Source organism: Microvirga sp. GN3, assembly GCF_055792825.1.
The window spans coordinates 22,684-35,009 of the sequence record NZ_JBVVAK010000088.1; the positions used below are offsets into that span (position 1 = coordinate 22,684).

At 62.0% G+C, this 12,326-nt stretch carries 14 protein-coding genes, 2 pseudogenes, 1 riboswitch and 1 other annotated feature; of the genes and pseudogenes, 5 read left to right on the plus strand and 11 right to left on the minus strand.

Translation table 11 applies throughout. The features are described 5' to 3' along the window. Positions 1-46: 46 nt before the first annotated feature. Together ACS5Q1_RS30925 and ACS5Q1_RS30930 are read right to left on the minus strand one after the other, a co-directional pair. Positions 47-322: a hypothetical protein gene (locus ACS5Q1_RS30925; RefSeq protein WP_473101793.1), complete on the minus strand. Its 276-nt coding sequence runs from the start codon at positions 320-322 to the stop codon at positions 47-49. 294 nt (positions 323-616) lie between these two features. Then, complete coding sequence (locus ACS5Q1_RS30930) at positions 617-778, minus strand: hypothetical protein (protein WP_473101794.1); 162 nt, start codon at positions 776-778, stop codon at positions 617-619. Between the two features lie 281 nt (positions 779-1,059). Here ACS5Q1_RS30930 and ACS5Q1_RS30935 point away from each other — a divergent pair, with 281 nt between their 5' ends. After that, positions 1,060-1,677 (plus strand): hypothetical protein, encoded by a 618-nt coding sequence (locus tag ACS5Q1_RS30935; RefSeq protein WP_473101795.1) that lies wholly within the window; start codon positions 1,060-1,062, stop codon positions 1,675-1,677. 35 nt (positions 1,678-1,712) lie between these two features. On the opposite strand, the gene ACS5Q1_RS30940 is transcribed toward ACS5Q1_RS30935, so the two are convergent. After that, on the minus strand, positions 1,713-1,994 hold the full coding sequence (locus ACS5Q1_RS30940; protein WP_473101796.1) for a hypothetical protein: 282 nt from the start codon (positions 1,992-1,994) through the stop codon (positions 1,713-1,715). Positions 1,995-2,318: 324 nt separating this feature from the next. Beyond that, positions 2,319-2,621, minus strand: coding sequence for a hypothetical protein (locus ACS5Q1_RS30945; protein ID WP_473101797.1), 303 nt, complete (start codon positions 2,619-2,621; stop codon positions 2,319-2,321). Positions 2,622-3,117: 496 nt separating this feature from the next. Between ACS5Q1_RS30945 and ACS5Q1_RS30950 the strand changes: the two genes are divergently transcribed. Continuing rightward, positions 3,118-3,456 (plus strand): hypothetical protein, encoded by a 339-nt coding sequence (locus ACS5Q1_RS30950; protein ID WP_473101798.1) that lies wholly within the window; start codon positions 3,118-3,120, stop codon positions 3,454-3,456. A gap of 125 nt (positions 3,457-3,581) precedes the next feature. Here the strand turns inward: ACS5Q1_RS30950 and ACS5Q1_RS30955 are convergent, their stop codons facing one another. The 5 genes from ACS5Q1_RS30955 to ACS5Q1_RS30975 form a co-directional block, all read right to left on the minus strand. Further along, positions 3,582-3,803, minus strand: a complete 222-nt coding sequence (locus ACS5Q1_RS30955; RefSeq protein ID WP_473101799.1) for a hypothetical protein — start codon at positions 3,801-3,803, stop codon at positions 3,582-3,584. Next, positions 3,800-4,972, minus strand: a complete 1,173-nt coding sequence (locus ACS5Q1_RS30960) for a DUF3734 domain-containing protein (RefSeq protein ID WP_473101800.1) — start codon at positions 4,970-4,972, stop codon at positions 3,800-3,802. The genes ACS5Q1_RS30955 and ACS5Q1_RS30960 overlap by 4 nt, the downstream gene beginning before the upstream one ends. A 41-nt stretch (positions 4,973-5,013) precedes the next feature. Continuing rightward, a complete protein-coding gene (locus ACS5Q1_RS30965; protein ID WP_473101801.1) occupies positions 5,014-6,618 on the minus strand; it encodes a DHA2 family efflux MFS transporter permease subunit in 1,605 nt (534 codons plus the stop codon). Beyond that, positions 6,615-7,748, minus strand: a complete 1,134-nt coding sequence (locus ACS5Q1_RS30970) for an HlyD family secretion protein (RefSeq protein ID WP_473101808.1) — start codon at positions 7,746-7,748, stop codon at positions 6,615-6,617. Before ACS5Q1_RS30970 ends, ACS5Q1_RS30965 begins: the two co-directional genes overlap by 4 nt. 525 nt (positions 7,749-8,273) lie before the next feature. Then, on the minus strand, positions 8,274-8,660 hold the full coding sequence (locus tag ACS5Q1_RS30975; RefSeq protein ID WP_473101802.1) for a hypothetical protein: 387 nt from the start codon (positions 8,658-8,660) through the stop codon (positions 8,274-8,276). 661 nt (positions 8,661-9,321) lie between these two features. On the opposite strand from ACS5Q1_RS30975, the gene ACS5Q1_RS30980 reads away from it, so the two are divergent. After that, positions 9,322-9,966 carry a DUF1345 domain-containing protein gene (locus tag ACS5Q1_RS30980; RefSeq protein WP_473101803.1) on the plus strand — a complete coding sequence of 215 codons (645 nt, stop codon included), beginning with the start codon at positions 9,322-9,324 and terminating at the stop codon, positions 9,964-9,966. A gap of 173 nt (positions 9,967-10,139) precedes the next feature. Here the strand turns inward: ACS5Q1_RS30980 and ACS5Q1_RS30985 are convergent. Next, positions 10,140-10,576, minus strand: a pseudogene (locus ACS5Q1_RS30985) (EamA family transporter). Positions 10,577-10,588: 12 nt separating this feature from the next. Next, the gene (crcB, locus tag ACS5Q1_RS30990; protein WP_473101804.1) at positions 10,589-10,966 is read right to left on the minus strand and encodes a fluoride efflux transporter CrcB; all 378 of its coding nucleotides are present in this window, start codon (positions 10,964-10,966) and stop codon (positions 10,589-10,591) included. An 81-nt stretch (positions 10,967-11,047) separates the two neighbouring features. After that, positions 11,048-11,108, minus strand: a riboswitch (Fluoride riboswitch). A 392-nt stretch (positions 11,109-11,500) separates the two neighbouring features. On the opposite strand from crcB, the gene ACS5Q1_RS30995 reads away from it, so the two are divergent. Next, the gene (locus tag ACS5Q1_RS30995) at positions 11,501-11,812 is read left to right on the plus strand and encodes a DUF2076 domain-containing protein (RefSeq protein WP_473101805.1); all 312 of its coding nucleotides are present in this window, start codon (positions 11,501-11,503) and stop codon (positions 11,810-11,812) included. Positions 11,813-11,859: 47 nt separating this feature from the next. Beyond that, positions 11,860-12,326: pseudogene (locus ACS5Q1_RS31000) on the plus strand (transposase); the annotation flags it as partial. After that, positions 12,141-12,257 (plus strand) — a sequence feature (AL1L pseudoknot). Its footprint overlaps the pseudogene before it by 117 nt.

The following is a 12,326-nucleotide window of genomic DNA, read 5'->3' on the forward strand; positions in this document are numbered from 1 at the left end:
CTCATGTCTTTATCTTAGGAAGAAGGATCCCGTTGGGTTTGCTAGCTCAGGAGGGCAGCCCCTGCAATTCACGGTAGTAATGCAGGTTCGGATAGCCGGCTGCCGTGCACGCCTCCGTTCCCTGCAGGCAGGAAGGCCACCGCTCAGAGCGTGCGTAGGGAGCCGTGGCCGGCATCCCGAACAAGTGGTCAACGCTGGCAGCCTGGGTCCTGTTCGGCGGGATTACATTGCGCTCACTATGAGAGACGGGTGCCGCCTGAGCCAGAGCGGACGCCGCGACGAGTGCAACAGCGGCGACTGGGACGAGTCGAAAGGCACGCATAGGAAGTCTCCGGGTTAGGTGTTGTGTTAAACGGTGCAGGCAAGAACGTCTGCGCCGTCACTGATAGATTGGGTTAATTCGGACGCATGGCAGCCTGCGAATTCTGACAGTCATTCTGTCGATGCAGGTCCGGCCCCTGATCCGCTTCTCAGCCTTTGGCCGTCATGTCGAGACCCAGCTGATCCCAAGGCTCGCGAAAGGGCGCTGTCATATCAGTGAAGTCGAGGTTTAGTATAAGGATCATTAGGGGGCAGGTCGCAGCCATTGATCAGAAGTTCGCGATCTGCGATTCGGTCATGGGGCGGACTTGGTCACATCGGCAGCATAGAACCGCTCTCGGCCGGCTACACCGCTCTCATCCAAGGAGTTCCGATCATCGTACCGCGTATGGCCGACCCGGTCGACGTGGCGCTCGTCGCGAGCCTTGCGCGACTTGGCAGCAATGTCACTGGCCATTTGACGGATTTTGTCGCGCTGAGCACGAAATCGTCGCAGCCTGAACAAGGTCTACGCGGTTGCGCCAGGACTGACGCTTGGGGGCTGTCAGATCTCGCAGGTTGCCTTCGCCATGACCTAATCCAATCTTATCGGCAGATGGCACTTGAGTGGACGCACAGTTCCCGGAAGCAGTTAGGATGGCGCACACGGAAAACGGGCCTCTGGTGCGATCAAGCCGGATCCTTCACGTCAGACCGATGCGGAAAGCTGACTGATCGACCACAACATGGAACATGAATATGAAGAAGGCTTTTATTGTACTCTGTGCCCTAACGGTGAGCGCGGTTCTCTGTGCAGGTGACGCCTTCGCACGCGGCGGTGATAGAGACCATGGCAGCGGTTTGAGCGATCGTGTCGGAGGGTTCGGCGGCAGCTTCGGCGGCCGTGCCGTCGGCGGTTCTATCGGTGAATTCGGTCGCGGTTCTGGCGCCCCTGCTGGAGAGATCAGCCGCGGCTTTGGCGGCGCCATTGGAGGCGTCCGTGGTGGCCTCGCCCGACGCGATGTCGTCAGCGGTGATTTGAGGCCTGATCTATTCAGACACCGCGTCGTGCGCAATGACGACGCATGCTTCGACCCGATCTTCGGGTACGCGTACGGCTATTCGTGCTATCCCTATGATGATCCTTACGCCGGATACGGCTATGGCTACCCGGGTTACACGTATACTTACCCCTATTCCGGGTACAGCGACCCATACTACGTTTCCCGGATCCGACATCGCGTGGTGCGCCACCAGACTGCGAGCAGGCCCCATCGGCCAATGGCAGCGGCCGAGCCGTCACGGCCTCATCACATCGCGGCCTCAGCGGCGCACGAACATCCGAGCGAGTCAAGCAGGACGGCCCAACGGCCGTGATGCTGTACAGGTGGCTTTGGCTGCCGAATGCCAGATCAACACGCCGGCTGCTCTAGAAATCCAAACCCCGCCAGCTGGGCGATGACGGACAGGATGTTACGGACGATCGGCAGCAGAGCGCGCACCCTCGCCTGGCGCATCGCCTCCTCCGTCCCAGGCTCAGGGGAAACGCTCGTCAGCGCGCCACGGACAAGGCAGGTCAGCAATGTGTCGCGGGAGGTCATGGCGATGAGAACAATGGTGACTCCGAGGGCCCCCGCCTGGGAGCCTCCTCGTCGACCGTGGGGCGCAATCGGTGCTCGACCGCGCGCTGACACACGGCAATCGCCTTGGGCAGCAGCATCGCCACCACAGCAAGCCAGAACAGACGTTCGAGGTCGGCTCCCCACACGAGTCAGAGCAGCGCCCCGCAGGCTGTGAGAAGGATGCTGAGCCCTGTGATGCTCCATCCATGATGGGGCGGCACTCCTTTGGGATGTGGTCGTCGCCAGATTGTCTCAAGGGCTATTCCAAGAAGGCCCGATCCGAGGATGTAGGCTGCGGCTTCCTGGAGATCCGACCCGAAGCCAAACACGCCAAGAAGATCCACGGGTAGCGTGCCCAAAGGCTCAATGTACGACGAACCGCGCCAGTCAGCGCTGCTAGAAGCGGGCATTGTCGACAGGCATCGGGATGACGCGAGACCGCTCCCGATCGCCCAGCTCCGCAGTACCGTTCGGCACAAGAACAACACGCCCTCGAACAAGGGCGAGGCGGATGATCACGAACGCCACCAGATAGGCAATCACCACCTGCCGGAGCAGCAGCGGCCCGCCGAGAAGGAGAAAGGTGCCGATGCTTCCCAGGCCGAAGCCAAGGCGTATGGCAATCATCAGCAGAGGGTTGCCAACAGTGGCCATGGGATGGTGACCGATCCAGACCCAGGTGCGCTTGTGGCTTGCCACAACAGGCGCTCCGAGCCGTAGTCGAGGGCAATGAACACGGCAATCAGAAGCACAACAGCGACGAGCCCGCACTCAATGAGATCCTGGAGGAGGAGATTTGATGCCCGTCGGAGTCCCGACGGGAACCTGGGGAGCGGTGCCGCCACTGTCGCCAAATTCTGCCAGACACCTGACACACTTCGTTCCTTGAGTCCGACCTCGTCGTCTGGTCAGGTTCTGACGCGATATTTGGGTCTAGGGCGAGGATGGCGCGGGTCCTTGCACATGGACAGAGTGGACTAGCGTGGCAGATGGGATGGGAACAGCGTGCGCGTTCAAGTTGGTGCCTCCAACGGCCATGCATCAACACCCCTACTTGCCATGTACCTTTCGCCCCTGTCAGATCTCGCAGGCTGTTGCGCGACCGAACTCGCACGATCTCTCCTGAAGATGACGCGGGACATTTACGAGTCACGGTTCTGTAACTGACCACATTGCCACATTGTGGAGATAACCCATGCGCAAGCTCTTTCTTCTTCCTTTCGCTCTCGCATCGGCGGCCCCGGCGGCGGCGAAGCCTGTCGCCGCAGTGCCGCGGCTGGACGTCGCGCAGACCTGTCGCGCCGCGGCGAAACTCGACCTTACCGACGGCCAGACCTTCAACTCGTGCATGGGCGATGAAACTGAGGCAAAGATCGAGCTTGCTAAGAACTGGACAAGCTATTCGGCGGCAGCCCGATCGCGTTGCACCGCGGAGACGATGATTGGAGGCAACCCGAGTTATGTCGAACTGTTTGAGTGCCTCGACATCAACAAGGACCTCTCGCAGCCGCCTGCAAGAACTGCCGGCAAGTAGCCCTTCCACCGCTGCGATAGATTTCGAAGAATCAATCCGCTGGGGAGCCGCTTGCGAATTCAGGGGGGCGTTGTCACGTTAGTTGAAGCCAGACGAATTGCGCCATATTTCGCCGCCTGAGTGGCTCAAGCGGCCACGCCCGCGACAGTCTTCCATTCCGCCAACGCCTTGAGGCGGTGAAAGTGGATAGCAAGAGCGGAGCGGCGGGAGTGAGGTGGTAGCGAAGCGCGCATGGCGCCGATCGTGGAGCCTGCCAGCGCCGGCATGGCCGAGATATAGCTGAATTCGTGTCCATCGTACCGCTCTTGAACCTTTCCTGCCGGTCCTTGCACTGCCCCGCCTTTCACTCGCGGCCGTCCTCCGCCAGATCGAAGGTGAGGACCCCTTCGAGGTTTGTTGGCCGCTCCAGCACCTTGGGATGGCGCAGCGTGCGCACTGTGTCGTAATAGCCCGAGCGCCAGTGCTCCTGCATCGTCAGGCGCGAGAACTCATAATCCTTGGAATGGCCCTCATAGTGCTTCGAGCGGTAGATCAGGTGCACAATGTTGTAGACCTTGTGGTTGGCCACCGGGCTCAACAGCCCCGCTTCCTCGCTCGCGCGCAGCTCGTCCGGCAGCTTTGACAGCAGGCTCGCGAGCGCCTTGCGCGCGTGCTGGTAGCGCTTGAACTGGTCGGTGCTGGCGCGAGTGCGGCTAGAATACTGGATTTCCTTCTGCCGCGTCGCGACCTCGGCCAGATTGCGGGGAAGTTCGCCGCGCGCGCTCCACAGATCGACCTGGAACGCCAGTGTGTCCTGCCGGGGCCCATGCTCGAGGACCCATTGCAGCGGCGTGTTCGAGACAAGGCCGCCGTCCCAGTAGTATTCGCCCTCGATCTCCACGGCCGAGAAGGCGGGCGGCAGCGAGCCGCTGGCCATCACGTGCTCGGGGCCGATCGTGTGGGTGGTGTTGTCGAAATACACAAGGTTGCCGGTGCGCACGTTCACGGCGCCGAGGCTGAAGCGCATCTCGCCGGCATTGATCCGGTCGAAGTCGACCAGCCGCTCGAGTGTGCTCTTCAGGAGCTTGGTTTCGTAAAAGCTCGTCGCCTCTAGAGCGCCGTCCGGGTAGAGCCATGGGACAGGCTGGCGCAGGCTGAAGAAACCACTGGCACCGCCGACGAGAGCCCAGGCGGCGCTCATCTGGTTGAAGAGGCTGCGCGCGAGATCGCCCTTAGGAGTAAGAGTGTCGGCGGCGGCGGCCCAGTCGAGCAGCGGGTTGGCGGTGATCTGGTCCCAGAATGCACGCAGCTTCTCCACCCGCTCGGCCGGCGCGTTTCCGGCAATGATGGCGGAGTTGATGGCGCCGATCGAGACGCCGGTGACCCAATCCGGATGGATGCCGGCTTCCGCCAGGGCCTCATAGACCCCGGCCTGGTAAGCACCAAGGGCGCCGCCACCTTGAAGGAGCAGCGCCACGCATTCGAAGGGAAGGTGTCTTCCCATCGCTGCGAGAAGTGGCTGGGCGTGCAAGTTCATGGCAGGCCGTCCTTTCAATTGACGTGCTGAGGTGATCAGCCTCAATGGACCATGGGCGCAGTGCCCGCGGGTTTAACGCGGCGCAGGATGAACGCGAGCGGCACGGACACGGCTGCGAGCAGCGTTAGGATCCAGAAGACATCGATGTAGGCCAGTAATGTCGCCTGGATCTGCACCTGCTGGGCGATCCAGCCAAAGGCCTGCTGTTGCGCCTGGAGGATGGAACTGCCGTGTGCCACAAAATAATCCGTCGCCTGCTGCAGCGTCTGCTGGTAGGCGGGGTTGGTCGGGACTACATGCTCCACGAGCCGGCTCTGGTGAAACTGCCCCCGGTGGGCGAGCACGTTTGCGGCCAGCGAGATCCCGATCGAGCCGCCGACATTGCGCGCAGCATTGATCAGCACGGAAGCCTGGTCGGTCTTCTCTGGCGGAAGACCTTCATAGGACGCCGTCGTCATCGGAATGAAGACCAGCGGCAGCCCGAAGCCGATGGAGATGCGCGACCAGACAAAGTACCAGTAATCGAGATCACCATAGAGATTGGTCAGGCCGTACATCGACACCGCAATAATGATCGCCCCGGTGGCGATCAGATATTTCGGCTGCACGTGGGCCGACAGGCGGCCGATAACGAACATCATCGCCATGGTCACGACGCCGCCCGGCGAGAGAGCGAGCCCGGCCCAAGTCGCCGTATAGCCGAAGGTGTCCTGCAGGAGCTGCGGCAGGAGCTGCGTCGTCCCGAACAGAATGCCGCCGGTCACCAGCATGACCACGAAGCACGCGCCGAACTGGCGCGTGCCAACCATGCGAAGGTCGACCACGGGGTCGCGGCGGGTGATCTCCCAGGGGATCATGAGCACGAACGCCAGGCCGCAGATGATCGAGAACGTGACGATGAAAGTCGACCCGAACCAGTCATCCTCCAGGCCGCGGTCGAGCACGACCTCGAGAGAGCCGAGGAAGGTGGCGACGAGGAGGAAGCCGACAAGGTCGAAGCGGAGACCCTCCCGCTTCAGCCGCTTGCGCTCCGCGATCGCTGCCTCGGATTCTTGTATGATCAGAGCGACGAGCGGGATCGCGAAGACGCCGACCGGCAGGTTGATCAGAAAGCACCAGTGCCAAGAATAGTTGTCGGATAACCAGCCGCCGAGGGTCGGCCCGACAATCGGAGCCACCACGACTGCGACCCCGAACAGCGCAAAGCCCTGCCCGCGCTTCTCGGGTGGGAAGGCGTCAGCCAGGATCGCTTGCGAGACCGGCACCATGCCGCCGCCCCCGAGGCCTTGCAGAATGCGGAAGAGCAGGAGCACCGGCATGTTCCAAGCGAAGGCGCACAGCACCGAGCTCACCGTGAACAGCCCCAGACAGATCAGGAAGAAGGTCCTGCGGCCGAGCATCGTCGCGAAGAAGCTGCTGGCCGTGAGGGTGATGGCATTGGCAACGAGATAGGTCGTCACCACCCAGGTGGCCTCGTCAGGGCTGACCCCCATGCTGCCGGCAATGTAGGGCAGCGCCACGTTGGCAATGGTGGTGTCGAGCACCTCCATGAAGGTCGCGACGGAGACGACGATGGCGACCAGCCACGGGTTGGTGCCTGCGCCGCTGCCCGCGGCGGGAGCACCCGCCATTGCGCCGATGCTCATAGCCACTCTCTCAGGCGCTCGTAGAGTGACGGTGTGGGATCAACACGCACGGTCGGCACCACCGACATGCCTGGGCCGAGGGCGACGTCAGTCGGCGGGTTGTCCATGACGAGCTTGACCGGCACGCGCTGGACGATCTTCACATAATTGCCGGTGGCGTTCTCGGCTGGCAGCAGCGAGAACGCGGTGCCGGAGCCAGGCTGCACGCTGGCGACATGGCCGCGAATAAGGCGCTTGGGATAAGCATCGATGCTCAGCGTCACCGGCTGGCCCGGACGCATGGCGTCGAGCTGCGTCTCCTTATAGTTCGCCGTGACCCAGATCTCATCCGGCACGAACATGGTCAGAGCCGTGCCCGCCGGGGTGAACTGGCCGACCGCCGCAGTCAGGTTCGCGACCTGCCCCGCCTGGGCTGCCGTCACGGTCGTGTAGGACAGATTGAGCTGCGCCTGGTCGCGCTGGGCTCTGGCCTGAGCGAGGCTCGCCACGGCGCTCTTGCGTTGCGCCTGCAAGGCATCGATCTGCCGCTGCGCGGCCGTCACGCTCACCTGCGTCTGCTCAAGAGTCGCCTGCTGCTGATGCAGCTGGGCGGCATACTGCTGGGCTTGCTCCGTCGTGCCCGCGCCTTTCTTCGCCAGGTCCTGATAGCGTGCCGCCTCCTCCTGGGCGAATTCCAGGTTCGCCTGCGCCTGTTTCACCTGCGCCTGATCCACGCCGACCTGGGCCTGCTGCACTGTGATCTGGGCATCGATGTTCTGGATGTTATCCTCGGCCACGGCCACCTGCGCATCCGCCTGCGCCAGCGCGACCCGGTAATCGCGATCATCGATGCGCGCGATGACGTCGGCGGCTTCGACGTGCTGGTTGTCGGTGACCGGCACGGCGGTGATGTAGCCGGAGGCCTTCGGCGCCACCGTGAACTGGCGCGCGGCGATAAAGGCGTCGTCGGTCGACTCGAAGTGCCCGGTGTAGTCCCAATAGAGATAGCCGGCGGTCGTTGCGATCGCGAGGACGACCATGGCAATAACAATCGCAATCGCATGCCGGCGAAAAAAACTCCTCGAAGGCTTGTCCTCGCTTTCGTCTATGACCCGCTGTTTGCCCGCTGCAGTGCCGGTGTTTGAGGCCATGGCTGATTTCCCGTCCGGTCCGCGCTCTTGCTGCGCCGGGCCTCTTGCATCAGCGCTGCCGTTTTCAGCTGGGGCGCAGACCATGCTGTCGCTGGCTGGTTCACGGACCGTGGCCGGATCGGACCGCCAATCGGGAGCCTCACTGGTCGGCAGCTCAGCGCCGTCCCGCTCTTCAATCCTCAACGCCATGCTTGCCCCCATGGAAGTACGGACCTACGGTAAGAGTCCTCAGAGATGCGCTATCCTGGTCTTGGGAGAGCGTAGGGCCTTCAGCGATTGCCAAGGAGTGTAGGCCACTGCCTCAGCCCTATTCTCCGCAACAGATCGGGCCTGCCTGGCCGCACGTCAGCCTGCGAGATCTGACAGGGGATGCCTCGAGCCTTAGTTAAAGGGAACCGGTCAGCGCCGGCATTGTCAGATGTGACCATCGGGTTAATCACGGGTAGCGCGAGAGTTCATCCCCGTTTGACCCCTTTTCTGGCGCGGTCGCGGCAATCGTGGCCGCGCCAGTTGCATGAAGAGCAACTATTGCGGCTTGAAAACGTCGATGAGGTCGCTGCTGAGAGCCCGAAACAGACCCCGCAGATCGTGCGCTGGATATGGCCTCGCATTGTAGAACACGTCGTGGGCGTAGAATGTCAGGTCTATCGAATAGTGAACCGTTGGGCTTGAGAATGTATATCTCGGCGAGACACGTTCTTTGTTGGTATCAAGATTTCCATAATCGATACGAACTTGATCCCTCGTAACCTCAGTAGCGACATCTTGAACCGCCTCAAGATAAGCCTTGACCCCTTTATGGGGAGTGTCGACAAAGCTCAGGATAGTTGGCTCTATTGCGCGCTGGCGGTCCCAGGCTCTCTGGAGGTGCTCCCGGAATTCTTGTGCGGCTAGCTGCTCTAGGGTCGCCATTTCAGCCTCCGTGACAGGGAAAGATCGGGAGCCAAGAAAACAGGCCTCAAGGGCCCGCCAAGCCATGCCCCTATCCACGGTCCTGAGCACCGATTGGCGGACCATAGATCTCGCCAGTATTCGCACATGCGCCAGACGGGCCAAAAAAGCGGATTCAACTGGCGCTGTACTGGAGCTGGGCGCAGCGCGCCAAGACTGTGCGAAACCTTAAAAAAGCTCGCAAATTGCGTGTAACTCCCTTTATGGAATTTAACCAGCACGAGAGAGCGAGGCAGGCTGGCGGACGTGCGCCAACCAGTCCCGCTGGGCCAAGAGAAAGTGCAGCAGGGGCGGGTTAGCCCAACTCTGCGAGCCACCACCTTTCGAAGGAAACCAAGCCGCCTGCCAGAACGAGCAAGGCGGCGGCCCAGTGCAGAGCGACCATGAGCTTTGAAAGCTTTGAATATCGGGGCATGTGGCAGGTTTTCCTGACGCCGGAATCCTACCATGCGCATCACTGGACTGATCTGCCTCTGTCAGTTCTCGCGGGCTGACATCGCGACGAGACCACGGTATTGTTGATGCAGACCGTTTTCCTGCCTTTCCCTCGTCGGGTGGTCCGCGGCTTCTGACGAGTCTGCCATCATCGGCCCTGTCACAGCGCCGGTAGGAAAGAAGGAGCATGACCCGCCTTCCGGCCCACCCACGGTTTCTCGGCTCCGCCGTCGTGGCCATCCTCGTTTTCGCGGCCATGCCCACCGAGTGGCGGGTAAACTCCCCGCTCCTCATCGCATGGGATACTGGCGTCGCGTGCTACCTCATCCTGGCCTGGATCATGGCCGTGCGCTCCTCGACTGACATGATGCAGAAGCGCGCCGCCAGAGAGGACGTTGGAGCAGTCGCCGTTCTCGTTCTCACCCTCGCGGCGGCCGTCGCGAACCTCGCGGCCATCGCGGTGGAACTCCAGGACATTCATGATGATCCGGCGAGCCAGCAGGTGTTCTGGCTCTCCATTGTGGTCGTCACGATCCTGTGCTCCTGGTTCTTCGTGCACACGATCTACGCAATCCACTACGCGCATGAATATTACGGCGATGCCGACGATGCCGGGAAGCGGCAGGGGCTGAAGTTTCCCAATGAGAGCAAGCCTGACTACTGCGACTTCCTCTATTTCTCCTTTAATTTCGGCGCGGCCGGGCAAACATCCGACGTCGCAATCATTTCGAAGCGCATGCGCCGCCTGGCGCTGGCTCATACGATTTTCTCTTTTCTCTTCAACACCACGATCCTTGCACTCGCGATCAATATCGGTGCGGGGCTGCTCTAGCCATGCAGGTATCCAGGGCTTCGCTCGTTCGGGCAAGAATTTCCGAGAAGGCCGTTTTATGGAACTGGCAGGAAATCGAACCTCTCAACAGGCTTGATCAAAAGGGCTCGGAGTAGCGCGACTAACCGGACAACCCGGTGCAGATGGCTATCAGAACTTGAAGCGTCCATGCTCTACCCTCTGTAGGCCACGAGAACGGCACCCGCCGCGATAAAGGCAATACCGAGCCAGTTCGGAACAGACAGGCGTTCACCGAGGAAGGCCACGCCGAACAGGGCCACCAGCACGACGCTCAACTTGTCGATGGGCGCGACACGTGCGCATCGCCAATCTTCAGCGCCCGGAAATAACAAATCCATGACGCACCGGTGGCGAGGCCGGAGAGGATCAAGAACAGATAGCTGCGGCCTGATACCGAACTGGGCGCCTGCCACTGTCCTGTAGCGAGCAAGATCGCCCCGAGCGCCAGCAAAATGACGATGGTGCGGATGAAGGTGGCGAAGTCTGAGTTGACGTTCTCAATCCCTACCTTGGCAAAGATCGCCGTCAGGGCGGCGAAGCTGGCGGACAGAAGCGCCCAGAACTGCCACGACGCGAGAGCGGTTTTCATGGGCAGCCCCCCTCAGATCAGATTGCGGATGATGAACAGCCCGGCGAACAGGCCAGCAAGCGCCACCCCGACCGAGACCGCGACGTAAAGGACCGCCATCCCCAAATCTCCGCGTTCGTACAGGAGAGCCGCATCGAGCGAGAAGGTGGAAAAGGTCGTAAAGCCGCCGACAATGCCGGTGGTCAGGAACAGCCGCCAGGGCTGGGACGCTTCGCCCTTGAAGGCGAAATAGCCGGCGAGCACCCCCATGATGAAGGAGCCGACGATATTGACTGTGAGGGTTCCGTAAGGAAAGCCGGAGCCAAGCAACCGAGCGGCGGCCTGATTGGCCCCATGGCGAAGGGCTGAACCTATGCCGCCGCCGATGAAGACGAGAACCGTCGCGAGCATTCTGAACCTCCTTGGCAATGCCGTCGTGATTGGGCGCGCTCGGAGGTGTGAGGTCTGGGCAAGCCCCTACCTGCGCGACCGCGCCCGGTAGGGGTCATCAGCCTTTCGGCGGTTATCGGGGAACCCCATCCCCATCACGCTTCATGATGGAGGCTCTTCGCACGTCACTGCAATGACTGCCCCTGTCAGATCTTGCAGGCTGACGCACGGGGAGGAACCACCAATGTAACTGTCATCACGCACGCGGGGCTGCGCAAGCGGCGGTACGTGCTTCTGTCAGATGTGCGGCGGGCGAACACCAGCAACGGGGAAATTGCCGGAATGCGCATGAAGATACCGAACGCACCATGGTCCGGGCCCATAACGATTGGTTGGGACGACCAACCGCCTCGGAAGTCATGGCGCGCAGCACCAGGAATGCTTCTTCCGCTTCGGAGAGATCGGGTGCGCCTCCTCGGCGATGCACCAGTGATGGGCAGCACGGTCCGGTGTGATGATCCGGCGTGTTGCACGTGGCATTAGGGAGAATGGCTCATGACCCCACAGGAGAAAGATCTGATCACCTCGCTGCTCAATCGGCTAAAGCAAGCCGGCGGCCAGCCGAGGGATCCAGAGGCCGAATCGCTCATTCGCCAGGCAGCGGCAGAGCAGCCGGACGTGCCCTACTGCCTCGTCGAGACCGTGCTTATCCAGGACATGGCTCTCAATCAGGCGCAGGGGCGCATCGCCGATCTCGAAAGGCAACTTGCCGAAGCGGCTGCCCAGAAGCAGCCAACCAGCTTTCTCGGTGGGATCTTCGGCAAGAGCGGCGGCGGAACGCAGCCGGGCAGCGCGGGCGTGCCGTGAACCGCGCCGGGATTCCCGGAGGCTCCAACTCCTGACAGGATGGAGCCATGACCAAGCGAACACCACCCTATTCACCAGAGGTCCGCGAGCGAGCGGTCCGGATGGTTTTCGAGCACCGCGACGAGTACGCCTCGCAGTATGAGGCGATCCTGTCGATTGCGGCCAAGATCGGCTGCTCGCGCGAGACGCTGCGGCACTGGGTGCGCCAGGCCGAGCGCGACCAGGGCCTGCGCCCCGGGCCGACGCGCGCGGAGCAGGAGAAGATCAAGGCGCTCGAACGGGAGGTGCGGGAGCTGCGCCAGGCCAACGAGATCCTGCGCAAGGCCAGCGCGTATTTTGCCCAGGCGGAGCTCGACCGCCGCTTCAAGCCATGAAGGCGTTCATCAACGAGCATCGTAAGGTCTACGGGGTCGAGCCGATCTGCCGTGTGCTGCCGATCGCCCCGTCGACCTACCATGAGCACGCCGCCCGTAAGGCTAATCCCGACCGCAGACCGGCCCGCGAGCGCCGGGAC

What these genes read in the sequence shown, in the direction of transcription:
- ACS5Q1_RS30925 (WP_473101793.1), bottom strand. Translation starts at nt 322, where the DNA reads ATGCGTGCCTTTCGACTCGTCCCAGTCGCCGCTGTTGCACTCGTCGCG.
- ACS5Q1_RS30930 (WP_473101794.1), bottom strand. Translation starts at nt 778, where the DNA reads ATGGCCAGTGACATTGCTGCCAAGTCGCGCAAGGCTCGCGACGAGCGC.
- ACS5Q1_RS30935 (WP_473101795.1), top strand. Translation starts at nt 1,060, where the DNA reads ATGAAGAAGGCTTTTATTGTACTCTGTGCCCTAACGGTGAGCGCGGTT.
- ACS5Q1_RS30950 (WP_473101798.1), top strand. Translation starts at nt 3,118, where the DNA reads ATGCGCAAGCTCTTTCTTCTTCCTTTCGCTCTCGCATCGGCGGCCCCG.
- ACS5Q1_RS30960 (WP_473101800.1), bottom strand. Translation starts at nt 4,972, where the DNA reads ATGAACTTGCACGCCCAGCCACTTCTCGCAGCGATGGGAAGACACCTT.
- ACS5Q1_RS30965 (WP_473101801.1), bottom strand. Translation starts at nt 6,618, where the DNA reads ATGAGCATCGGCGCAATGGCGGGTGCTCCCGCCGCGGGCAGCGGCGCA.
- ACS5Q1_RS30970 (WP_473101808.1), bottom strand. Translation starts at nt 7,748, where the DNA reads ATGGCCTCAAACACCGGCACTGCAGCGGGCAAACAGCGGGTCATAGAC.
- ACS5Q1_RS30975 (WP_473101802.1), bottom strand. Translation starts at nt 8,660, where the DNA reads ATGGCGACCCTAGAGCAGCTAGCCGCACAAGAATTCCGGGAGCACCTC.
- ACS5Q1_RS30980 (WP_473101803.1), top strand. Translation starts at nt 9,322, where the DNA reads ATGACCCGCCTTCCGGCCCACCCACGGTTTCTCGGCTCCGCCGTCGTG.
- crcB (WP_473101804.1), bottom strand. Translation starts at nt 10,966, where the DNA reads ATGCTCGCGACGGTTCTCGTCTTCATCGGCGGCGGCATAGGTTCAGCC.
- ACS5Q1_RS30995 (WP_473101805.1), top strand. Translation starts at nt 11,501, where the DNA reads ATGACCCCACAGGAGAAAGATCTGATCACCTCGCTGCTCAATCGGCTA.